The sequence below is a fragment of the Shigella sp. FC1567 genome, assembly GCF_001743015.1.
In the GTDB taxonomy this organism is placed as follows: Bacteria; Pseudomonadota; Gammaproteobacteria; order Enterobacterales; family Enterobacteriaceae; genus Escherichia; species Escherichia coli.
In genome coordinates this window covers 1-21616 of sequence record NZ_MIIV01000144.1, presented here as the reverse complement: position 1 = coordinate 21616, position 21616 = coordinate 1, and the positions used below count along the sequence as shown (strand labels likewise).

Below are 21616 nucleotides of genomic sequence, written 5' to 3'. Positions count from 1 at the left end.
TGAAACGCCACGCAAGCATCCCTCATGGTCAAAGTATATGGCATATGTGAATCCATGGTTACATGTTCTACCAAATATGAGCAAATCATAATGAAAGTAGGATCAACCAATTATAAACAAAACATTCATGATGATTATTGATTTGAAGATAATGTTTTACTACCAACGGTAAAAATCGGTCATTCCGCATGGTATTCACGAAAAGTTTATGTTTGAGTGGTGCGCAAACGTCAGATTGAAAAAGGATGAACTATGAAATCGGGCCGCTTTATTGGCGTTATGTCAGGCACCAGCCTTGATGGTGTTGATGTTGTGTTGGCGACAATAGATGAACACCGGGTCGCACAGCTGGCAAGCTTGAGCTGGCCGATCCCGGTGTCTCTGAAACAGGCTGTACTGGATATTTGCCAGGGCCAGCAGCTTACACTTTCGCAGTTTGGACAGCTTGATACTCAACTCGGGCGACTTTTTGCTGATGCGGTCAATGCCTTGCTTAAGGAACAAAACCTGCAGGCGAGAGATATAGTTGCGATCGGCTGTCACGGTCAAACCGTCTGGCATGAACCGACGGGCGTGGCACCACACACTTTACAGATTGGCGATAACAATCAAATTGTGGCACGCACCGGAATTACGGTTGTCGGTGATTTTCGCCGTCGCGATATTGCCTTGGGAGGACAAGGCGCACCGCTGGTACCTGCGTTCCATCATGCCTTGCTGGCTCACCCAACCGAGCGACGAATGGTGCTCAATATTGGCGGCATCGCCAATCTGTCACTGCTCATTCCTGGGCAGCCGGTTGGCGGCTACGATACCGGTCCTGGTAACATGCTGATGGATGCCTGGATCTGGCGTCAGGCCGGTAAACCTTACGATAAAGATGCCGAGTGGGCACGGGCGGGTAAAGTTATTCTCCCACTGCTGCAAAATATGCTCAGCGACCCATATTTCTCGCAACCTGCACCGAAAAGCACCGGACGCGAATACTTTAACTACGGCTGGCTGGAGCGCCATTTACGCCATTTTCCGGGTGTTGATCCCCGTGATGTTCAGGCCACACTGGCAGAACTCACCGCCGTGACCATTTCTGAACAAGTTTTGTTGAGCGGTGGCTGCGAACGATTGATGGTATGTGGTGGAGGTAGTCGTAATCCGCTACTCATGGCGCGTCTGGCGGCATTACTGCCAGGCACAGAAGTCACCACCACCGATGCCGTTGGCATTAGTGGCGATGACATGGAAGCATTGGCTTTCGCCTGGCTTGCCTGGCGGACGCTGGCGGGATTACCAGGAAATCTGCCTTCCGTCACTGGCGCAAGCCAGGAGACGGTACTGGGGGCTATTTTCCCTGCTAACCCGTGATATCAGAGTTAACTGAATTTTTCTTACCGCGTCTGCCGTTACACTTGGAACGTTAGGGAGGGCGTATTGCCCTCCAGACCAGGAAAGTCTTCGGGAAATGTCTATGAAAAAACTGTTACTGATCTGTTTGCCGGTGCTTCTCACCGGCTGTAGCGCGTTCAATCAACTGGTTGAGCACATGCAAACCGCTACGCTGGAATACCAGTGTGATGAAAAACCGTTGACGGTCAAACTGAATAATCCGCGCCAGGAAGTCAGTTTTGTTTACGATAATCAACTACTGCATCTCAAACAGGGCATTTCAGCGTCTGGTGCACGTTACACTGACGGAATCTATGTTTTCTGGTCGAAAGGCGATGAAGCGACTGTCTATAAACGCGACCGCATCGTATTGAATAACTGTCAGTTACAAAATCCACAGCGTTGAGATTTTTCCAGGGGCGGCGCACAATAGCGTCACCCACTGACAATCCGTAAAGAAAACCATGTCTGATAACGACGAATTGCAGCAAATCGCGCATCTGCGCCGTGAATACACCAAAGGCGGGTTACGCCGTCGCGATCTTCCCGCCGATCCATTAACCCTTTTTGAACGTTGGCTCTCTCAGGCGTGTGAAGCCAAACTGGCAGACCCTACCGCGATGGTGGTCGCTACCGTGGATGAACATGCTCAGCCTTATCAACGCATCGTTTTACTCAAACATTACGACGAAAAAGGCATGGTGTTTTACACCAACCTCGGTAGCCGTAAAGCACATCAAATTGAAAATAATCCGCGCGTTAGCCTGCTGTTCCCGTGGCATACCCTTGAACGCCAGGTGATGGTGATCGGTAAAGCAGAACGACTTTCGACTCTCGAAGTGATGAAATATTTTCATAGCCGCCCGCGTGATAGCCAGATTGGTGCATGGGTTTCGAAGCAGTCCAGTCGCATTTCTGCCCGCGGTATCCTTGAAAGTAAATTCCTGGAGCTGAAGCAGAAGTTTCAACAGGGCGAAGTGCCATTGCCGAGCTTTTGGGGCGGTTTTCGCGTCAGCCTTGAACAGATTGAGTTCTGGCAGGGTGGTGAGCATCGCCTGCATGACCGCTTTTTGTACCAGCGAGAAAATGATGCGTGGAAGATTGATCGTCTTGCACCCTGAAAAGATGCAAAAATCTTGCTTTAATCGCTGGTACTCCTGATTCTGGCACTTTATTCTATGTCTCTTTCGCATCTGGCGAAAAGTCGTGTACCGGCAAAGGTGCAGTCGTTATATACATGGAGATTTTGATGGCAAGCAGTAACTTGATTAAACAATTGCAAGAGCGGGGGCTGGTAGCCCAGGTGACGGACGAGGAAGCGTTAGCAGAGCGACTGGCGCAAGGCCCGATCGCGCTCTATTGCGGCTTCGATCCTACCGCTGACAGCTTGCATTTGGGGCATCTTGTTCCATTGTTATGCCTGAAACGCTTCCAACAGGCGGGCCACAAGCCGGTTGCGCTGGTAGGCGGCGCGACGGGTCTGATTGGCGACCCGAGCTTCAAAGCTGCCGAGCGTAAGCTGAACACCGAAGAAACTGTTCAGGAGTGGGTGGACAAAATCCGTAAGCAGGTTGCCCCGTTCCTCGATTTCGACTGTGGAGAAAACTCTGCTATCGCGGCGAACAACTATGACTGGTTCGGCAATATGAATGTGCTGACCTTCCTGCGCGATATTGGCAAACACTTCTCCGTTAACCAGATGATCAACAAAGAAGCGGTTAAGCAGCGTCTCAACCGTGAAGATCAGGGGATTTCGTTCACTGAGTTTTCCTACAACCTGTTGCAGGGTTATGACTTCGCCTGTCTGAACAAACAGTACGGTGTGGTGCTGCAAATTGGTGGTTCTGACCAGTGGGGTAACATCACTTCTGGTATCGACCTGACCCGTCGTCTGCATCAGAATCAGGTGTTTGGCCTGACCGTTCCGCTGATCACTAAAGCAGATGGCACCAAATTTGGTAAAACTGAAGGCGGCGCAGTCTGGTTGGATCCGAAGAAAACCAGCCCGTACAAATTCTACCAGTTCTGGATCAACACTGCGGATGCCGACGTTTACCGCTTCCTGAAGTTCTTCACCTTTATGAGCATTGAAGAGATCAACGCCCTGGAAGAAGAAGATAAAAACAGCGGTAAAGCACCGCGCGCCCAGTATGTACTGGCGGAGCAGGTGACTCGTCTGGTTCACGGTGAAGAAGGTTTACAGGCGGCAAAACGTATTACCGAATGCCTGTTCAGCGGTTCTTTGAGTGCGCTGAGTGAAGCGGACTTCGAACAGCTGGCGCAGGACGGCGTACCGATGGTTGAGATGGAAAAGGGCGCAGACCTGATGCAGGCGCTGGTCGATTCTGAACTGCAACCTTCCCGTGGTCAGGCGCGTAAAACTATCGCCTCCAATGCCATCACCATTAACGGTGAAAAACAGTCCGATCCTGAATACTTCTTTAAAGAAGAAGATCGTCTGTTTGGTCGTTTTACCTTACTGCGTCGCGGCAAAAAGAATTACTGTCTGATTTGCTGGAAATAATGCATTAAGTGGAAAGGGGGAGTGAGAAATCACTCCCCCTGGTTTTTATACAGGGAACATGATGAAAAATATTCTCGCTATCCAGTCTCACGTTGTTTATGGTCATGCGGGTAACAGTGCGGCAGAGTTTCCTATGCGCCGCCTGGGCGCGAACGTCTGGCCGCTGAACACCGTTCAATTTTCTAATCACACCCAGTACGGCAAATGGACTGGCTGCGTGATGCCGCCCAGCCATTTAACCGAAATTGTGCAAGGCATTGCCGCCATTGATAAATTACACACCTGTGATGCCGTGTTAAGTGGCTATCTGGGATCGGCGGAGCAGGGTGAACATATCCTCGGTATCGTCCGTCAGGTGAAAGCCGCGAATCCGCAGGCGAAATATTTTTGCGATCCGGTAATGGGTCATCCGGAAAAAGGCTGTATCGTTGCACCGGGTGTCGCAGAGTTTCATGTGCGGCACGGTTTGCCTGCCAGCGATATCATTGCGCCGAATCTGGTTGAGCTGGAAATACTCTGTGAGCATGCGGTAAATAACGTCGAAGAAGCGGTTCTGGCAGCGCGCGAACTCATTGCGCAAGGGCCACAAATTGTGTTGGTTAAACACTTGGCGCGAGCTGGCTACAGCCGTGACCGTTTTGAAATGCTGCTGGTCACCGCCGATGAAGCCTGGCATATCAGCCGTCCGCTGGTGGATTTTGGTATGCGCCAGCCGGTAGGTGTTGGTGATGTGACGAGCGGTTTACTGCTGGTGAAACTGCTTCAGGGGGCAACGCTGCAGGAGGCGCTGGAACATGTGACCGCTGCAGTCTACGAAATCATGGTGACCACCAAAGCAATGCAGGAATATGAGCTGCAAGTGGTGGCTGCTCAGGATCGTATTGCCAAACCAGAACATTACTTCAGCGCAACAAAGCTCTGAAATATCTCATTTCGCCCACAACGACCTGTGGGCCGATGGCTATTACTTTAAGCCTTCCGCTGACAGTGCGTCTTGTACTTCCGGACGTTCAGCCATACGTTGCATAAATGCTGCAATGTGCTCTAACCCTTCCAGATTCAGTTTCACCGCGTATGCCCAGCGCAGAACCGTAAACAGATAGGCATCAGCAATTGTAAATCTTTGCCCGCAGATCCAGTGCTCATCCTTCAGTGTCTCGTTCACATATTGCAGCTTCTTCTCCAGCTGCGCGCGAACTGTCGGTTTGTACTCTTCCGGTGTATCAGGGCGAAACAGAGGTGTGAAACCTTTATGCAGCTCGGTGGCGATGTAATTCAGCCATTCGATGGTTTTATAGCGGGAAATACTGTTTACCGGTGCCAGCAACTGGCGGTCGGGGACGCTGTCGGCAAGATACTGCATAATCGCTACGCCTTCCGTCAGCAAAGTACCGTCATCCAGCAGCAATGCAGGCACCTGCCCCTTAGGGTTAACGGCAAAGTAATCGTCACCGTTTTCGAGACGTTTTTTCATTAAATCCACACTGACGAGGGTAAAATCCTTTCCGCTCTCACGCAGGGTGATATGGGAAGCGAGAGAGCAGGCACCCGGTTTGTAGAACAATTTCATCGGTAACTCCTTTTGTCTGTGGTTTAAAGTATGGTAGTGCGTTGCTGAACAAAAAAAAAAGCCGCTAACGAAAAGTTAGCGGCTTGTAAAAGAGTTTCCCTAAATTTTACGCTACAGCAGCTTTCGCCGCTTTGTCTGCAGCGTCATCCTGCGTCATACGGTGCAGTTTAGGCGCGGTCAGCAGCATCAGTACTGCAATAATGGCAGTAGCGACACCAATCTGCAAGAATACGCGACCATAAACTTCCAGTGACATCAGCGGGTCGGTAACGTTATCCGGCACAGCCATCATACCCGCAACATAACCACCAATCAGGTTTGCACCGGCAGTGGTCAGGAACCAGCTACCCATAATGAAGCCCATCAGACGCTGCGGAACGAGTTGTGCAACCATTGCCAGACCCAGACCAGAGATCATCAGTTCCCCGATGCTCTGCAGGCCATAGCTTGCGACCAGCCAGCTTACAGACACGATACCAGCGTCAGACGCGAATTTCGCACCCAGCGGCAGAATCAGGAACGCACCAGAACACATCACCATGCCGATTGCAAACTTGGTTGGCATCGGCAGGGTATCGCCCATCTTGTTATAGATAGCGGCCAGAATCGGACTACCGATGATGATCCAGAACGGGTTCAGTGCCTGATACTGCTCAGGTTCTACGGCCAGACCCAGAATGGAGTGCTCAACGTTACGAATCGCAAAGAAGTTCAGTGACGTTGGCATCTGGCTGTACAGCACGAAGAAGATAATGGCTTCGAGCATCAGGATGAAGGCAACGATCATTTTACGACGCGCAGCACCTTTCATCGCGAAGGCTTCTTTACCGAAGATAACCACGATACCGAAGGCAACAACGCCCAGCGCCATACGCGCAACTTCCTGATTGTGCAGCAGCCAGGTGGCGATAGCGATCAGTGCCACAACACCAATAATGGTCAGTAGCAGGTTACGGTAGTTGATAGGCTCGAAGTCTGGTTTTGAACCGTACTGTTTAACCCAGCGTTGGCAGAAGGCGAAGTTAACGATAGTGATCAGCAGGCCTACAACGCTCAACGCAAACGCAACACTCCAGCCGTATTTCGCGGCCAGCCACGGCGTAGCAATCATAGAGAAGAAAGAGCCGATGTTGACGGACATGTAGTACATGGTGAATGCACCGTCCAGACGCGGGTCGTTTTTCTCATAGCATGTAGAAAGCAGAGAAGACGGGTTAGCTTTAAACAGGCCGTTACCGACCGCAATAGCCGCCATACCCATATAAACGATACCGGCGTCGTGACCAGACCAGGCAACCAGAGCATAACCAATCGCCAGCACAATAGCGCCGAGCATAATTACGCGTTTAGTACCCAGTACCTTGTCACCTAACCAGCCGCCGATAGCGACCAGACCATAAACCAGGGCACTAAAGGAAGAGAAAAGGGTGATTGAATCCGCTTCAGACATACCCAGTTGTTTAACCAGGTAAACAGCCATAATTCCTTGTAGGCCGTAATAACCAAAACGTTCCCATAACTCAATCGAGAAGATGAGATAGAACGCCTTCGGTTGTTTGAAAGCGTTCAAACTGACGCTTTCAGTTGGTTTTTGGTTTGCAGTGGACACTTTTACCTCTTTTTTTACATCCCATATTAACGGGGGTGCTTTCTCGCGTTATGTCTAAAAAACATACGCGCAATTGTTATAGTGGGAGGGGAAACGGCAGGTAATGTTCACTATCTTGCACTTTCAGACAAGTCCTTTGTAATAATCTGTTACATATAACTGAGGCGGGGAATTCAACCATTCCGGGAAATGTTATCCAGCGTTAAATTTTTCAAAAAACGTAACGGCAGATTTTTTCACTGCACTGAGAGGGGGATGATGGCTTAACGGCGATATGTTCTGCTATTTAGCGTTTTTACTAGTGAGATAGTCCAGTTTCTGAAAAATAGCCAGTGTAATGTTTTGTAGGTCAATATTTGTTGCGTGTGTAAATTTAAATGATTTTAACCTGATTCTTGCAATGTTTTTACATTGCGACAGCATCGTGATCTTGATCACGAATGAATAGAAAATTTCGCTATTAAAAAAACAATTAACCTGCATTTTTGGTTATCCGCAAACGGATTACCTGATGATAACGCTAAGCAATGGCATCATTCACGTTAAAAAGATGTTTTAAAAGAGGATAAAGAAAGGTTATCAATGGGGTAATCGGTGTTACCCCTTTTCTTCAGATGTCAACTTTCTCTTTGTATTCACAAAGATCTTCAATAATACAAGAGCCACAGCGGGGCTTGCGGGCAATGCAGGTATAACGCCCGTGCAGGATCAACCAATGGTGGCAGTCGACTTTAAACTCTGCCGGAACCACTTTCAGTAGCTTTTCTTCTACCTGTTCAACGTTTTTCCCCGGCGCAAATTGAGTACGATTACAAACGCGGAAAATGTGCGTGTCGACAGCAATAGTCGGCCAGCCGAATGCAGTGTTTAATACGACGTTGGCTGTTTTACGACCTACGCCGGGCAGGGCTTCAAGCGCAGCACGATCTTCCGGAACCTCGCCATTATGCTGCTCCAGTAAGATACGGCAGGTTTTGATGATATTTTCTGCTTTGCTGTTATAAAGCCCAATCGTTTTGATATAGGTTTTAACCCCTTCAACGCCCAGTTCAAGCATCGCTGCAGGCGTATTCGCCACCGGGTAGAGTTTCGCCGTCGCCTTATTAACACTGACATCGGTCGCCTGAGCGGAAAGCAGTACGGCAATCAGCAATTCAAAAGGCGAACTGAAATTAAGCTCGGTGGTGGGATGAGGATTGTTCTCACGCAGGCGAGTGAGGATCTCCAGGCGTTTTGCTTTGTTCATCAGACATTCCCTGTTTCACCGTTTGGCAATGCACGTTCGGCAGCTGCTTCAGTACGGCGCTTTTTCATTCTTTCATCAATCAGGTATTTTCCTGCCAGCATCAGTCCCAGGCCAATAAATGCACCTGGTGGCAGCATCGCCAGCAGGAAAGGGGAGTCGGTGTGGAAAATCTCCACGCGTAATACTTTTGCCCAGCTACCTAACAGCGCATCTGCACCGTCAAACAATGTGCCATTGCCGATAATTTCGCGTAGTGAACCCAGCACGAACATGGCGCAGGTTGCGCCCATACCAATTGAAAAGCCGTCCAGTGCCGAAAGCGCCGGACCTTTTTTGGCGGCGAAGGCTTCAGCGCGGCCCACAACGATACAGTTAGTGACAATCAGCGGAATAAAAATCCCTAATGATTGATACAGGCCAAAGGCGTAGGCGTTGATCAGCATCTGTACAGCGCTGACCACCGAGGCGATGATCATCACGTAAATGGGAATGCGGATCTCGGCTGGCGTCCAGTGACGCAGCGTCGAAATGGTCAGGTTGGTCAGCGTCAGTACCAGCGTAGTCGCAAGTCCTAAACCCAGAGCATTAGTGGCAGTGGACGTGACCGCCAACAGAGGACAAAGGCCGAGCAACTGGACCAGCGCAGAGTTGTTTTTCCACAACCCCTGAACAATAACGTCTTTAATTTCGCTCACGCTTTATTCTCCACAGGCAGGAAGTTGAGAAAGTTGTGCCGGTAACGTCTGAGCGTACAATCCGGCGCGTTTTACCGCATTAACCACCGCGCGGGGAGTAATCGTCGCGCCGGTGAACTGGTCGAAATCACCACCATCTTTCTTCACCGCCCAGTGCGCATCATCCGCACCACTGATTTTTTTACCCGCAAAATGGGTGATCCAGTCAGAAAGGCGCAGTTCGATTTTATCGCCAAGCCCTGGCGTTTCGTGGTGCTCTGTCACGCGCGTGCCAAGTACCGTGCCGTTAAAATCGGCTCCCACCAGCAGCTGAATCGCACCGGAATAGCCATCTGGCGCGGTTGCTTCCAGAACGGCGGCTACCGGTTTGTCATCCTGTTTGGCGATGTAAACCCGATGCTCACCTTTACCTAACTCTGGCGCAGTTACCAGATAGCAACTCTGTGCCAGCGCATTGTTATAGCGTTCGGCTGGCAGCACCTGATCAAATAATGCCTTTTGTTGCAGACTTGCCTGTTCAGCAATCGTCGTTTTGGTCATCTGGTTGATGGCCGCAGTTAACCCTGTTGAACCCGCTGCAAATAGCGCTAACGTAATGCCGTGTTTTCGGATAGTTTTCAGCATGGTTTACCCTTTGCGATGGCCGTAGACGCGCGGACGCGTGTAGTAATCGATCAGAGGAACCGTGATGTTCGCCAGCAGGACGGCAAAAGCCACGCCGTCAGGATAGCCGCCGAAACTGCGGATCAACCAGACTAATAAGCCCGCAAGCGCGCCGAAAATAAGACGACCACGATTGGTCGTAGAAGCGGTAACCGGGTCAGTCAAAATAAAGAATGCGCCGAGCATGGTCGCACCAGACAGCAGATGAATTTGCGGTGCTGCCAGTGTTTCTGGTGAGAACAACCAGCCCAACGTTGCGCATAACGCCAGCGTTACTAAGAAGCTGAGGGGAATATGCCAGCGAATCGCTTTCTGCCATAGCAACCACAGGCCGCCAGCCAGCCAGGCGAGATTTACCCATTGCCAACCAGCGCCCGCCAGAATACCGCTGTAGATCGGATATTGCATAATCTGTTCAACCGAATGACCGGCACGGACAGAGGTTTTAAATGTATCCAGCGGTGTCGCCTGACTAATGCCATCAATACCTAAGTGTAGTGTGTTCATATCAGCACCACTGGCGGTATGCCCGCTGAAAATAACCTGTATGGCGTCGATAAAACCAGGGATGTTGACCGCAATTTCATGTGGCGGTAACCAGCTGGTCATCTGCACCGGGAAGGAGATCAGTAAGACCACATAACCAATCATTGCCGGATTAAACGGGTTTTGCCCCAGACCGCCATACAACTGTTTAGCGATGATCACCGCAAACACCGTACCCAGCACGACCATCCACCATGGCGCGAGGGGGGGAATACTTACCGCCAGCAATAAGCCTGTCAGCAATGCTGAGTTATCTTTCAACGTTGCGGCTACCGACTGCTTGCGTAGTTTGAGTACGAGAGCTTCGGCTAACAGAGTACTAACCGATGCCAACAGGATCTGAACGAGAGTACCCCAACCAAAAAACCACAGTTGCGCTGCGATTCCTGGCACGGCTGCGAGCAACACCAACAGCATAATGCGCGATGTCTGGCGCTGGTTATGGGTATAAGGGGAGCTAGCTATTCTGAATACCATTTAGTCCTCGTTTACAACCTTTTGCTGGGCGGCTTTTTTGGCCTGAGCGCGGGCAATAGCCGCGGCAACTGCCGCTTTGCGCGGATCAACCTGTTCTTCTGGTTCTGCGTTAGTCTGTTGCTGTTCCAGCTTGCGCGCTTTGGCACGGGCAATAGCGGCTTCGACGGCGGCTTTGCGCGGATCGACCTGTTCTTCTGGTTCCGCATTAGCCTGTTGCTGTTCCAGCTTGCGCGCTTTGGCGCGGGCGATAGCTGCTTCAACGGCAGTTTTACGTGGATCAGCAACGGTTGCTGCGTCGTTAGTTTGCTGCAGTTCTGCCTGTTTCGCTCTGGCTTGCGCTTTACGGGCTTCCCGTGCTGCAATAATTGCACTGTTATCCGGGCGTTCGCCCGCTTTAATCACAATAGGCTGTGTAGCCTGGGCCTGTTTCTCTTTCACCCGCGCCAGAGCGGCAGCAATCGCATCTTTATCTTTGGCTGCAGGTTGAACGGCTGCGCTCTTATGTCGTTCAAGGCGAGCCGCTTTTTCGCGCTCCAGACGAGCCTGGCGCGCTTCGAAACGCGCTTTGGCTTCTGCGGCGCGCTTTTCTTCCTGACGAATAGCCGCAATTTCAGCTTTTTCCTGACGGAAATATTGCACCAGGGGAATATTGCTCGGGCAAACCCACGCGCAAGCCCCACATTCAATGCAATCAGCAATGTTATGCGTGGTAGCTTTATCGTGTTGCTGACCTTTGCTGAACCAGTACAACTGTTGCGGCAAAAGATCCGCAGGGCAGGCGTCAGCACAGGCGCTACACCGGATGCAGCTTTGTTCTTCCTGTGGTTCGCCAAGTTCATTGGCAGAGGGAGCCAACAGACAGTTGGTAATCTTTACGACCGGGACATCCAGCCATGGCAAGGTAAAGCCCATTAGCGGGCCACCCATAATCACCATTTGATCGGCAGAGGGGCAGAATCGGGCATCATTCAATAAATGACGCACTGGCGTCCCCAGCCGTGCCCAGACGTTGCCCGGGCGAGCGATTGCTTCGCCAGTCAGGGTTACAACACGCTCGGTAATCGGCTCGCCATCAATAACGGCACGTTTCACTGCATAAGCAGTGCCGACGTTTTGCATTAATACGCCGATATCGGATGAACGCCCGCCATGTGGAACCTGCTTCCCGGTCAGAATGTAGGTTAATTGTTTAGCACCGCCAGAAGGATATTTGGTTGGAATCACCCGCAGAGAAATATCGTTAGAGTCCGCCAGCACCGCGCGCAGCATGGAAATCGCCTGCGGTTTGTTATCTTCAATGCCGATAAGAATTTCGCGTGGCTGCAGAATATGCGCAAGAATGCGAATACCCTCTACGACCTGAGCCGCGCAATCCTGCATCAAACGGTCATCGGCGGTAATGTACGGCTCGCACTCAGCCGCGTTGATAATCAACGTTTCAATCTTATCTCCGCCACCCTGCAATTTAACGCCTGTCGGGAATCCTGCACCGCCCAGCCCGGCAACACCAAACTGATGTATGCGCTCGATTAACTCTTCGCGACTACGAGTGCGATAATCGGCCCAGCCGTCGCGCGGGATCCAGCAGTCTTCACCATCGGCATCAATAATCACGCTTAATTCAGCTAAAGCTGAAGGATGAGCCGTAGAGTGGGGCGCAATAGCCGTAACGGTACCCGAGGTGGGCGCGTGAACAGGCAGCATTTTGCCGCGACCACGGGTAAGCGGCTGGCCGCGCAATACTTTATCGCCGACGCTAACGCACAACTCACCTTCAGCGCCAATATGCTGTTTCAGTGGAATAACAAAACGCTGCGCCAGTGGTACCTGGCGCAGGGGGGTACCGTTGGACTGGGTTTTCATCTCCGGTGGATGGATGCCGCCGTTGAAATCCCAGATTTTATTTTTTCTGAATGCAGAGAATAACTTAAGCATGGTGTTCCACGGGAATGATACGCACGGGAATGGTGTTCAGATCCCATTTCCAGGAGTCAGGTGTTTCTGCGACCGGTTGCAACGAGATGCAGTGCGTCGGGCACGGATCAACACATAAATTGCAGCCCGTACAGAGATCACTCATTACCGTATGCATGGCACGGGTAGCGCCAACGATGGCGTCTACCGGACAAGCCTGAATACATTTAGTGCAGCCAATACAGTTATTTTCATCAATAACCGCCACCATCCGCGCAGGCGTTAGCTCTTGCGCTTCGCCATCCAGCGGCTGCGGCTCGACATTAAGCAACTCGGCAATTTTTAGCATCACAGCTTCGCCACCTGGGGCGCAACGGTTGATTTTTTCACCGTTACAGCTGATGGCTTCCGCGTAGGGGCGACAGCCGGGATAACCGCACTGACCACACTGGCTCTGCGGTAAGATTTCGTCAATTTTCTCAACGACCGGATCGTCTTCCACCGCAAAACGGCGGGAGGCATAACCCAGAATGGCGCCAAACGCCAGGCCCAGCAGGCTCACGGCGGCAACGGCAATCCAGATAGCATTCATTACAACTTCACCAAACCACTAAAGCCCATAAAGGCCAGAGACATAAGACCTGCGGTAATTAACGCAATGGCATTACCGCGAAAAGGTGCCGGGACATCAGCCACAGCAAGGCGTTCGCGGATGGCGGTGAAGAGCACCATCACCAGCGAGAAACCGACAGCGGCGGAAAAACCGTACAGCGCCGACTGCAAGAAATTGTGCCCGAGATTGATATTCAGCAACGCCACGCCGAGCACTGCACAGTTGGTGGTGATAAGCGGCAAAAAAATCCCCAGCAGACGGTAAAGCACCGGGCTGGTTTTGCGCACCACCATCTCGGTGAACTGCACGACCACAGCAATCACCAGAATAAATGCCAGGGTGCGCAGGTAAATCAGATTAAGTGGGATCAAAATCCACGTATCGATAAGCCAGGCGCAAATAGACGCCAGCGTCATCACAAACGTTGTTGCCAGCCCCATGCCCATCGCGGTTTCCAGTTTTTTGGAAACCCCCATAAACGGACAGAGACCGAGAAACTTGACCAGCACAAAGTTATTGACCAGTATAGTTCCGACAAACAGTAACAGGTAGTCAGTCATTTTTCGGCCTGAAATAAAAAAGCCGCCTATTATCCGTTAATCCAGAGCAGGCGACAACAGGTTAACTGTAAGGTTATTACGGATTCACAAACGTCGCTTTTACCCGCGACGAGCGTTTGAAATAGGAGACGATCAATGCGGTTGCCAACAAAGTAAACAGCAACTGGCGAACGGCTATGCCATCTTCCACGGGTGAAAAAGCGAATGCTTTTACTGCCAGCAATACGGAAATAAGCAGCCAGATAATATAGTGTTTAGGAACACAACGCCGACGTTTAAAGAAAGCGATGGTCAACCACAGTGTGTAATACCACATGGCGATAGCGGTAATAAAAGAAACGCCCCATAAGATTTGTGTCGTCAGTGCTTGTCCGCCGAGCGTTTGAAATGTTTGCGGAGAAGATAACGCAGCGGTATACAGCAACAACGCCAGCGTCGTACTCAATAGAGCGACTAAAAGCCAGGCCAACGGGCCAAGCAACCAGCCTCCAATACGTTGTGGCGTTGTGGTGGTCATAGGTTCTCCAGAATAGCGACGCAAACAGGCAAATCTAATTTTAGGGGCGTTATTATAAGGCTTTTATAACCGATCGCTACTTTCTTTATTGGACATAGTGCCAGACGGACTTCGGTACCTGGCCGAGGTCAAACAAACGCCCGCCAGAAACCAGCTCTGCGCGACGGTGATCGGCAGCACGATACATATTGATCAGTTCCTGATCGTCCGTCAGGGTGTAATTAAGATGGTCGTAGAGTTTTTCCAGACTTTCGAGTGAACTGATTTTGCGAAATTTTAATAAGTAGTCCTGAACAGTCATAAAAGGTCCATAAAATAATTAATACCAAAGGGGTAGGTATTATTAGTGATGATAAAATTTCACCAAAAGTGAACGCTTGTGTTATTACAATAATAAGAATGCGCTGATGGCAAATATTCAGGGATGAAAAACTGCTCTGAAAAGAGCAACGCGCTTTACTATCCCTGACAATCACCAACAACATCGAACAAGATAATAAATTCCTGGTTTAATATCCGACAAGTGAAAACATGCAACCGGACGGGCAGCATGGCGCTCTACAAGCGCAGAGCTTACTTGTGTTGTACCGAAGCACTCTGTTCAGGTGGCTGATAGTTGTCAATGTGACTCGCCACGCCAAGAAGAATGACTGAAACGACAAGAACGATCCAACCTGTTAATTCAATAAGACGATTCATTACAGCCCACATCTCTCTTGATTGATCCATTAACTTCAGGGGGTAAATGTTACTTAGCAATAATAGCTCCAGCAAGATTTTTACTGAGGTTTTTGCGATATTTAGCTTTTGTCGTTGGAAAATTCGCTATTTTTTTGACTTAATATTAAACTGTTGAGCGTGGGTAAAGGATAGTGTCAAATAGCAATCATACTTCAATGAGAGGCAATGACATGAGCGACAACATCCGTGTTGGGTTGATTGGGTATGGTTATGCGAGCAAAACCTTCCATGCGCCCCTGATTGCGGGCACGCCCGGGCTGGAACTGGCGGTAATCTCCAGCAGTGATGAAACAAAAGTAAAAGCCGACTGGCCAACGGTTACGGTTGTCTCTGAGCCGAAGCATCTGTTTAACGATCCCAACATAGACCTGATTGTCATTCCTACACCCAACGATACCCATTTCCCGTTAGCCAAAGCGGCGCTTGAGGCGGGTAAACATGTGGTCGTTGATAAACCCTTTACCGTGACACTGTCACAAGCGCGAGAGCTGGATGCGCTGGCAAAAAGCCTGGGGCGTGTGCTGTCTGTATTCCATAACCGTCGTTGGGATAGCGATTTCTTGACGCTAAAAGGTTTGCTCGCGGAAGGCGTGCTGGGTGAAGTTGCTTACTTTGAGTCTCATTTTGACCGCTTCCGTCCGCAGGTGCGCGATCGTTGGCGTGAACAGGGCGGCCCAGGCAGCGGTATCTGGTACGATTTAGCACCGCATCTTCTTGATCAGGCCATTACGCTATTTGGTTTACCGGTCAGCATGACGGTAGATTTGGCACAGTTACGGCCCGGAGCGCAGTCGACCGATTATTTCCACGCCATCTTGTCCTATCCACAGCGGCGAGTCATTTTACACGGTACCATGCTGGCAGCCGCTGAGTCAGCACGGTATATCGTGCATGGATCCCGAGGCAGTTATGTGAAATATGGCCTCGATCCACAGGAAGAACGTCTGAAAAATGGCGAGCGTCTGCCGCAGGAAGACTGGGGCTACGATATGCGTGATGGCGTACTTACCCGAGTGGAAGGTGAGGAACGTGTCGAAGAAACGCTGTTGACGGTACCTGGGAATTATCCGGCTTACTATGCGGCTATTCGTGATGCGTTAAATGGCGATGGTGAAAATCCGGTTCCGGCAAGCCAGGCAATCCAGGTAATGGAGTTGATTGAGCTGGGCATCGAATCCGCCAAACATCGCGCGACTTTGTGCCTTGCATGAAAAATGGATGGTGCAATTTGCACCATCCATTTTGTTACTTCGCGGCGACTTTTTCTCGCAGTGCGCGTTTTTCCTCAGCGCTGAGGAAAGCCATTTCCAGACCATTAATCTGTGCTTGGCGGATTTGCTCGCGGGATAACCCAGCAGCTGGCGCGGCAACGGTATATTCGTGAATGATATCCACTCCCTGTACGCCGGGATCGTCAGTGTTAATGCCGGCACGAATGCCATGCTCAAGGAACGTTTTCAGCGGATGTGCAGCCAGCTCTGCTACGGTGCTGGTCTGAATATTGGAGGTCAGACAGGATTCAATACCAATTTGTTGCTCGGCGAGAAAATCCATCAGCGCCCGATCTTCAATGGCTTTTACGCCATGTCCAATACGCTCCGCACCCAGTTCACGAATCGCCTGCCAGATGCTTTCCGGCCCGGCAGCTTCGCCTGCATGGACGGTAATATGCCAGCCCGCATCACGCGCAAGGTTGAAGTGAGAAAGGAACAGACTTCCCGGGAAACCAAGTTCATCACCGGCTAAATCAAGGGCGGTAATCTGGTCACGGTGGGCTAAAAAGGCCTCCAGCTCTTGCTGACAGGCGGCTTCGCCGAAGGTTCGGCTCATAATGCCGATAAGCTTCGCCTGCACACCAAAAGTGCGGCAACCTTCACGTACGCCATCGATCACCGCTTCGACAACACCCGCTACAGGCAGCTTATGTGCCATTGCCATGTAGCTGGTGAAAAACGCAGCTCGACATAGTGCAGGCCGTTACGGGCTGCATCTTCAATGTTTTCAAATGCCACGCGGCGGCAGGCATCAAGAGAGGCGAGAACTTTAACGCCCCAGTCAAGTTTGGTCAGAAAGCTCACCAGATCGGGTTCGTTGGCAATGACCTGAACGTGGGGAATCAGTGTTTCCAGGGATTGTGCAGGAAGCGAGATATTATACTGGCGGCCAAGTTCAAGAATGGTCTGGGGACGAATGTTGCCATCAAGGTGGCGATGGATATCAGTTAATGGCAGGGTGGTATCAATCATGGTCGCACTCTTTTTCTGGATATAAAAGTGCGCACCATTATAAAAACAAAGCAGGGTAAAAATCCACGATTGCGCAACGATTTTTACGTTGCGCAATTGGGGTTAACGAACAGCGCGGATGGCGTTAATTAATCCAGCCACACCTTTTTCCAGTTTCGAACGTGGGCAGCCGGCATTGAGACGGACAAAACCACGACCTTCTTCACCGTAGGTATACCCCGGCATGATCGCGACTTTTTCTTGTTCGATAAGTGCTTTTTGCAACGCGTTGTCGTCAATATTCAACGGACGTAAATCAAGCCATGCCAGATAAGTGGATTGTGGGATCTGCCAGTTGAGTTCAGGAAACGCGGCGTTCATTTTATCTGCGATATACGTCAGGTTATCTTTCAGATAGATGCGTAAGGCATCCAGCCACGGCGCGCCTTGCTGATAGGCGGCGATATGGGCAGTTAACGCCAGTACCGAAGGGGAAGAAAGCCCATCACGGCCTTTCAGTGCCGATAAATAGGCATCGCGGCTACTGCTATTTTCTATAATCCCGTAAGCACCGGTCAGGGCGGGAATATTGAAACTTTTCGAGCCCGACGTTAGCAACGCCCAGTCTCCGCGAGCCACATTACTCCAGGGAATATGCGGCTGCTCGCCCCAAACCATATCCATATGGATTTCATCGGAAATAACCCGCACACCATGACGCTCGCACAGGTCAGCCATGATCTCCAGCTCATCGCACGTCCACACTTTCCCGGTAGGATTCTGTGGGCTACACAGGAGCATAATTTTACATTCTGGTTTCGCCAACACGGCTTCCAACTTGCCCATATTGCAAAACCAACCATCAGCCTGCTTCTCTAAAGCAACGGGCATTACTGTGCGCTGGTTACCTTCAATGGCCTTGTAAAATGCGTCATAGGCGGGTGTGTGGATCACCACGCCTTCACCTGTTTCAGACCACTGACGAATCAGTTCTGAAACCATATAGATGACAGAAGGGCCATACACCACCGTCTGAGAATCGATGGCGGTGTAATGCTGGGTGGAAAACCAGTGGGCAATAGCAGCGAGAAACTCATCGTTTTTCCAGCGGCTGTAGCCAAATACGCCGTGCATCAGGCGCTGATTCAGCGCCTCTATAATGCAGGGGGCAGTGGCAAAATCCATGTCTGAAATCGTGAACGGTAACAGGTCAGCAGTGCCGAAACGGTCAGCGACATAATCCCACTGTGTACACCATGTGCCATGACGATCCACGACCTTTGAAAAATCGAACATATCTTATCCTTATGCCTGGACAGTATGCATCAGACCGGCCATTTCATCTTTTACTGACTGAACTTGTGGCCCGATAACAACCTGCAGGTTATGTTGATTAAGTTGTACTACGCCAATTGTCCGATTGTCCTTCAGTGCCTGCACATTAACAAGCGACATATCTTTCACAGACAAACGCAGACGGGTAATGCAGTTATCGAGGCTGACAATATTGTCGGCACCGCCTAATGCTTCGAGGATTGCAGGAACGTTGTAACCTGATTTACCCGGCGCAGCGGCAACGGCTTTTTCGATTGAGCTGGCAACTTCGCTATCGCGCCCCGGGGTTTTGAGATTGAAGCGGGTGATAGCGAAACGGAAGATGGCGTAGTAAACGACAAACCAGATTGCCGCCACCACTGGCACCATGTACCACTTGGTTGACAGACCATGCAAAATACCGAACACCACGAAGTCGATGATATTGCCGTCGGTATTACCGATGGTGACGCCGAGCACAGACATGACGGTGAAGCCGAGGCCGGTTAACAGCGCGTGGATGACATACAGAACTGGCGCTACGAACAGGAACAGGAATTCCAGCGGTTCGGTAGTGCCGCCAACGACGCAGGCGATCAGGCCAGAAATCAGCAGACCTTTAATTTTATGGCGATTTTCCGGGCGCGCGCAGTGATACATAGCTAACGCTGCAGCTGGCAGACCGCCGAGAAACGCAGGCATTTTACCTTGCGAAAGGAAACGCGTGGCGCTTTCAGAAAAACCGTGAGTGGTCGGGCAACTCAATTGCGTCTGGAAGATGGTCAGTGCGCCGCTGACGGTTTGACCGCAGACTTCCTGCGTGCCGCCTGCGTCGGTAAAGCGAATTAATGCCACCAGAATGTGATGCAGACCAAACGGCAACAGCAGACGTTCACCGGTACCAAACAGCATCGGTCCGAAATCACCCGCGCTGTTTATCATATGGCCCAAGCCGCTAATACCCATGGCGAAAATCGGCCAGACTAATGGAATCACCAGGCCGACAAGGCCCATCACCAGCGAGGAGATAATTGGTACGAAGCGCGTACCGCCGAAGAATGCCAGCGCATCCGGCAGGCGGATATTATGGAAACGCTCATGCAGCATCCAGACGATAATACCGGCGATCACCGCACCGAGGATCCCGGTATCGATCGACTGGATCCCAAGAATGCTCTGGATGTTATTGGCTTTCAGAACCGCGGCATCCGTGGTTGGCAGAATGCCTTTATTGGTCAACCAGAAGTTTACCGCGAGGTTCATTACCGCATAACCGACGAAGCCAGCGAATGCCGCTACGCCTTTATTTTCGCGTGCCAGGCCCAGCGGGATGGCGATACAGAACATGACAGGCAGGAAACTAAAAGCAAACGAGCCAATCTTACTCATCCAGGTAAAGATAGCCTGCAACACGGGGTTGCCCAGGACCGGGATCAGGGTTATGACATCATGGCTGCTAAGAGAACTACCAATGCCGAGCATAATGCCGCAGAACGACAATAATGCCACGGGTAACATGAAGGTTTTGCCTAACTGCTGGAAGAACTCCCACAGCGTGACTTTCGGTGCTGTTTTCGCCGTCATAAAACGACTCCTCGTAGAGAACAATCTGGATTCAGTAAATTGCGCGAGAAGATAAAACGTTTTATCAAATTTTAGTGAGGCATAAATCACATTACGCAACGATAATAGCGGGTATAAGATAAATAAAAGGTAAAACGTTTTATCTGTCACATAATCAGGGAGTAGGTCATCTGCATGGCTACCGCCAAAAAAATAACCATTCATGATGTTGCGCTGGCTGCGGGCGTGTCGGTAAGTACCGTTTCGCTGGTGCTTAGTGGCAAAGGGCGAATCTCTACCGCCACAGGAGAACGCGTTAACGCCGCCATTGAAGAGCTGGGATTTGTGCGCAATCGCCAGGCGTCGGCGCTGCGCGGCGGGCAAAGCGGCGTCATTGGTTTGATCGTCCGTGATTTATCTGCGCCGTTTTACGCCGAATTGACGGCCGGATTGACGGAAGCTCTGGAAGCGCAGGGACGGATGGTTTTTTTGCTTCACGGCGGTAAAGACGGCGAGCAGCTGGCACAGCGGTTTTCACTGTTACTGAATCAGGGGGTCGATGGTGTGGTAATTGCCGGGGCTGCAGGAAGCAGCGATGACCTGCGACGGATGGCAGAAGAAAAAGCTATCCCGGTGATTTTCGCTTCCCGTGCCAGTTATCTTGATGATGTTGATACGGTTCGCCCGGACAACATGCAGGCTGCACAGTTGTTGACGGAGCATCTCATTCGCAATGGGCATCAGCGGATCGCCTGGCTGGGAGGGCAAAGTTCCTCATTAACCCGGGCAGAACGGGTGGGAGGCTATTGTGCAACTCTACTAAAATTTGGTCTGCCGTTTCACAGCGATTGGGTGCTGGAGTGCACATCCAGCCAGAAGCAAGCTGCGGAAGCTATCACGGCGCTTTTACGTCATAACCCGACCATCAGTGCTGTGGTTTGCTATAACGAAACTATTGCGATGGGGGCATGGTTTGGTTTGCTGAAAGCAGGGCGGCAAAGCGGGGAAAGCGGAGTCGATCGTTACTTTGAGCAACAAGTTTCGCTGGCGGCATTTACCGATGCGACACCAACCACACTTGATGATATACCCGTTACCTGGGCCAGCACGCCTGCGCGGGAACTTGGTACCACACTTGCGGATCGCATGATGCAAAAAATCACCCATGAAGAGACGCATTCACGCAATCTTATTATTCCCGCCCGGCTCATTGCAGCGAAATAATCCTCTCTTTATCTGCTATACCTGGTAGTGTCCTTTCCTCAAGGTTAATGATAAAAAATGTGGCACACAGGCGGTGTAATGCCGATCAGTTAAGGATCAGTTGACCGATCCAGTGGCTGTGTAAGAATCCGGAAACGCTCACTTGTTTCCGGATTTTTTTATGCACATTGGACAGGCTCTTGATCTGGTATCCCGTTACGATTCTCTGCGTAACCCACTGACTTCTCTGGGG

At 50.8% G+C, this 21616-nt stretch carries 22 protein-coding genes and 1 pseudogene; 8 read left to right on the top strand and 15 right to left on the bottom strand.

The features are described from left to right. The first annotated feature begins 252 nt into the window (after window positions 1-252). From anmK to pdxY, 5 genes are all read left to right on the top strand, one after another. Complete coding sequence (gene anmK, locus BHE85_RS10490) at window positions 253-1362, top strand: anhydro-N-acetylmuramic acid kinase (protein WP_000835077.1); 1110 nt, start codon at window positions 253-255, stop codon at window positions 1360-1362. Window positions 1363-1459: 97 nt separating this feature from the next. Further along, window positions 1460-1789 carry a C-type lysozyme inhibitor gene (mliC, locus tag BHE85_RS10485; protein WP_000061968.1) on the top strand — a complete coding sequence of 110 codons (330 nt, stop codon included), beginning with the start codon at window positions 1460-1462 and terminating at the stop codon, window positions 1787-1789. Between the two features lie 58 nt (window positions 1790-1847). Further along, complete coding sequence (gene pdxH, locus BHE85_RS10480; RefSeq protein ID WP_001282313.1) at window positions 1848-2504, top strand: pyridoxamine 5'-phosphate oxidase; 657 nt, start codon at window positions 1848-1850, stop codon at window positions 2502-2504. A gap of 128 nt (window positions 2505-2632) precedes the next feature. Next, window positions 2633-3907 (top strand): tyrosine--tRNA ligase, encoded by a 1275-nt coding sequence (gene tyrS / locus BHE85_RS10475; protein WP_001295400.1) that lies wholly within the window; start codon window positions 2633-2635, stop codon window positions 3905-3907. A 58-nt stretch (window positions 3908-3965) separates the two neighbouring features. Further along, window positions 3966-4829 (top strand): pyridoxal kinase, encoded by an 864-nt coding sequence (gene pdxY / locus BHE85_RS10470; protein WP_001307229.1) that lies wholly within the window; start codon window positions 3966-3968, stop codon window positions 4827-4829. 42 nt (window positions 4830-4871) lie between these two features. On the opposite strand, the gene gstA is transcribed toward pdxY, so the two are convergent. From gstA to blr, 12 genes are all read right to left on the bottom strand, one after another. Further along, window positions 4872-5477 (bottom strand): glutathione transferase GstA, encoded by a 606-nt coding sequence (gene gstA, locus BHE85_RS10465; RefSeq protein ID WP_000765753.1) that lies wholly within the window; start codon window positions 5475-5477, stop codon window positions 4872-4874. Between the two features lie 106 nt (window positions 5478-5583). Continuing rightward, on the bottom strand, window positions 5584-7086 hold the full coding sequence (gene dtpA, locus BHE85_RS10460) for a dipeptide/tripeptide permease DtpA (RefSeq protein ID WP_000100931.1): 1503 nt from the start codon (window positions 7084-7086) through the stop codon (window positions 5584-5586). Window positions 7087-7696: 610 nt separating this feature from the next. Further along, window positions 7697-8332 (bottom strand): endonuclease III, encoded by a 636-nt coding sequence (gene nth / locus BHE85_RS10455; RefSeq protein ID WP_001030339.1) that lies wholly within the window; start codon window positions 8330-8332, stop codon window positions 7697-7699. Then, complete coding sequence (rsxE, locus tag BHE85_RS10450) at window positions 8332-9027, bottom strand: electron transport complex subunit RsxE (RefSeq protein ID WP_001289657.1); 696 nt, start codon at window positions 9025-9027, stop codon at window positions 8332-8334. The genes nth and rsxE overlap by 1 nt, the downstream gene beginning before the upstream one ends. Window positions 9028-9030: 3 nt before the next feature. Beyond that, window positions 9031-9651: an electron transport complex subunit RsxG gene (gene rsxG, locus BHE85_RS10445; protein WP_000920784.1), complete on the bottom strand. Its 621-nt coding sequence runs from the start codon at window positions 9649-9651 to the stop codon at window positions 9031-9033. 3 nt (window positions 9652-9654) lie between these two features. After that, window positions 9655-10713 carry an electron transport complex subunit RsxD gene (gene rsxD / locus BHE85_RS10440; protein ID WP_000231954.1) on the bottom strand — a complete coding sequence of 353 codons (1059 nt, stop codon included), beginning with the start codon at window positions 10711-10713 and terminating at the stop codon, window positions 9655-9657. Continuing rightward, window positions 10714-12648 (bottom strand): electron transport complex subunit RsxC, encoded by a 1935-nt coding sequence (rsxC, locus tag BHE85_RS10435; protein WP_069661552.1) that lies wholly within the window; start codon window positions 12646-12648, stop codon window positions 10714-10716. It lies immediately after the preceding gene. Beyond that, window positions 12641-13219, bottom strand: coding sequence for an electron transport complex subunit RsxB (rsxB, locus tag BHE85_RS10430; RefSeq protein WP_000991809.1), 579 nt, complete (start codon window positions 13217-13219; stop codon window positions 12641-12643). The genes rsxC and rsxB overlap by 8 nt, the downstream gene beginning before the upstream one ends. Continuing rightward, window positions 13219-13800, bottom strand: coding sequence for an electron transport complex subunit RsxA (rsxA, locus tag BHE85_RS10425; RefSeq protein WP_000133174.1), 582 nt, complete (start codon window positions 13798-13800; stop codon window positions 13219-13221). The genes rsxB and rsxA overlap by 1 nt, the downstream gene beginning before the upstream one ends. A gap of 76 nt (window positions 13801-13876) precedes the next feature. Then, the gene (locus tag BHE85_RS10420) at window positions 13877-14317 is read right to left on the bottom strand and encodes a DUF2569 domain-containing protein (protein ID WP_004983493.1); all 441 of its coding nucleotides are present in this window, start codon (window positions 14315-14317) and stop codon (window positions 13877-13879) included. Between the two features lie 85 nt (window positions 14318-14402). Next, window positions 14403-14618, bottom strand: a complete 216-nt coding sequence (ydgT, locus tag BHE85_RS10415) for a transcription modulator YdgT (protein WP_000217950.1) — start codon at window positions 14616-14618, stop codon at window positions 14403-14405. Between the two features lie 272 nt (window positions 14619-14890). Continuing rightward, a complete protein-coding gene (gene blr / locus BHE85_RS10410; RefSeq protein ID WP_001300888.1) occupies window positions 14891-15016 on the bottom strand; it encodes a division septum protein Blr in 126 nt (41 codons plus the stop codon). Window positions 15017-15228: 212 nt separating this feature from the next. Here blr and BHE85_RS10405 point away from each other — a divergent pair, with 212 nt between their 5' ends. Then, on the top strand, window positions 15229-16269 hold the full coding sequence (locus BHE85_RS10405) for an oxidoreductase (RefSeq protein WP_001282516.1): 1041 nt from the start codon (window positions 15229-15231) through the stop codon (window positions 16267-16269). A gap of 34 nt (window positions 16270-16303) precedes the next feature. On the opposite strand, the pseudogene add reads toward BHE85_RS10405, so the two are convergent. The 3 genes and pseudogenes from add to malX all read right to left on the bottom strand — a co-directional run bounded on the left by add (window position 16304) and on the right by malX (window position 20181). Beyond that, window positions 16304-17304 (bottom strand): annotated as a pseudogene (gene add / locus BHE85_RS10400) (adenosine deaminase). A gap of 102 nt (window positions 17305-17406) precedes the next feature. Then, window positions 17407-18579, bottom strand: coding sequence for a bifunctional maltose regulon transcriptional repressor/cystathionine beta-lyase MalY (malY, locus tag BHE85_RS10395; protein WP_000459385.1), 1173 nt, complete (start codon window positions 18577-18579; stop codon window positions 17407-17409). A 9-nt stretch (window positions 18580-18588) separates the two neighbouring features. Further along, window positions 18589-20181 carry a PTS maltose transporter subunit IICB gene (gene malX / locus BHE85_RS10390; RefSeq protein ID WP_128832480.1) on the bottom strand — a complete coding sequence of 531 codons (1593 nt, stop codon included), beginning with the start codon at window positions 20179-20181 and terminating at the stop codon, window positions 18589-18591. A gap of 174 nt (window positions 20182-20355) precedes the next feature. Between malX and malI the strand changes: the two genes are divergently transcribed. Then, window positions 20356-21384, top strand: a complete 1029-nt coding sequence (gene malI, locus BHE85_RS10385) for a mal regulon transcriptional regulator MalI (protein ID WP_000179513.1) — start codon at window positions 20356-20358, stop codon at window positions 21382-21384. 142 nt (window positions 21385-21526) lie between these two features. Beyond that, window positions 21527-21616 (top strand): hypothetical protein (locus BHE85_RS27385; RefSeq protein WP_047199464.1); only part of this gene is annotated, 90 nt, incomplete at its 3' end.

Coding starts and splice junctions, on each gene's coding strand:
- anmK (WP_000835077.1), top strand. CDS start 253: ATGAAATCGGGCCGCTTTATTGGCGTTATGTCAGGCACCAGCCTTGAT.
- mliC (WP_000061968.1), top strand. CDS start 1,460: ATGTCTATGAAAAAACTGTTACTGATCTGTTTGCCGGTGCTTCTCACC.
- pdxH (WP_001282313.1), top strand. CDS start 1,848: ATGTCTGATAACGACGAATTGCAGCAAATCGCGCATCTGCGCCGTGAA.
- tyrS (WP_001295400.1), top strand. CDS start 2,633: ATGGCAAGCAGTAACTTGATTAAACAATTGCAAGAGCGGGGGCTGGTA.
- pdxY (WP_001307229.1), top strand. CDS start 3,966: ATGATGAAAAATATTCTCGCTATCCAGTCTCACGTTGTTTATGGTCAT.
- gstA (WP_000765753.1), bottom strand. CDS start 5,477: ATGAAATTGTTCTACAAACCGGGTGCCTGCTCTCTCGCTTCCCATATC.
- nth (WP_001030339.1), bottom strand. CDS start 8,332: ATGAACAAAGCAAAACGCCTGGAGATCCTCACTCGCCTGCGTGAGAAC.
- rsxG (WP_000920784.1), bottom strand. CDS start 9,651: ATGCTGAAAACTATCCGAAAACACGGCATTACGTTAGCGCTATTTGCA.
- rsxD (WP_000231954.1), bottom strand. CDS start 10,713: ATGGTATTCAGAATAGCTAGCTCCCCTTATACCCATAACCAGCGCCAG.
- rsxC (WP_069661552.1), bottom strand. CDS start 12,648: ATGCTTAAGTTATTCTCTGCATTCAGAAAAAATAAAATCTGGGATTTC.
- rsxB (WP_000991809.1), bottom strand. CDS start 13,219: ATGAATGCTATCTGGATTGCCGTTGCCGCCGTGAGCCTGCTGGGCCTG.
- rsxA (WP_000133174.1), bottom strand. CDS start 13,800: ATGACTGACTACCTGTTACTGTTTGTCGGAACTATACTGGTCAATAAC.
- BHE85_RS10420 (WP_004983493.1), bottom strand. CDS start 14,317: ATGACCACCACAACGCCACAACGTATTGGAGGCTGGTTGCTTGGCCCG.
- ydgT (WP_000217950.1), bottom strand. CDS start 14,618: ATGACTGTTCAGGACTACTTATTAAAATTTCGCAAAATCAGTTCACTC.
- blr (WP_001300888.1), bottom strand. CDS start 15,016: ATGAATCGTCTTATTGAATTAACAGGTTGGATCGTTCTTGTCGTTTCA.
- BHE85_RS10405 (WP_001282516.1), top strand. CDS start 15,229: ATGAGCGACAACATCCGTGTTGGGTTGATTGGGTATGGTTATGCGAGC.
- malY (WP_000459385.1), bottom strand. CDS start 18,579: ATGTTCGATTTTTCAAAGGTCGTGGATCGTCATGGCACATGGTGTACA.
- malX (WP_128832480.1), bottom strand. CDS start 20,181: ATGACGGCGAAAACAGCACCGAAAGTCACGCTGTGGGAGTTCTTCCAG.
- malI (WP_000179513.1), top strand. CDS start 20,356: ATGGCTACCGCCAAAAAAATAACCATTCATGATGTTGCGCTGGCTGCG.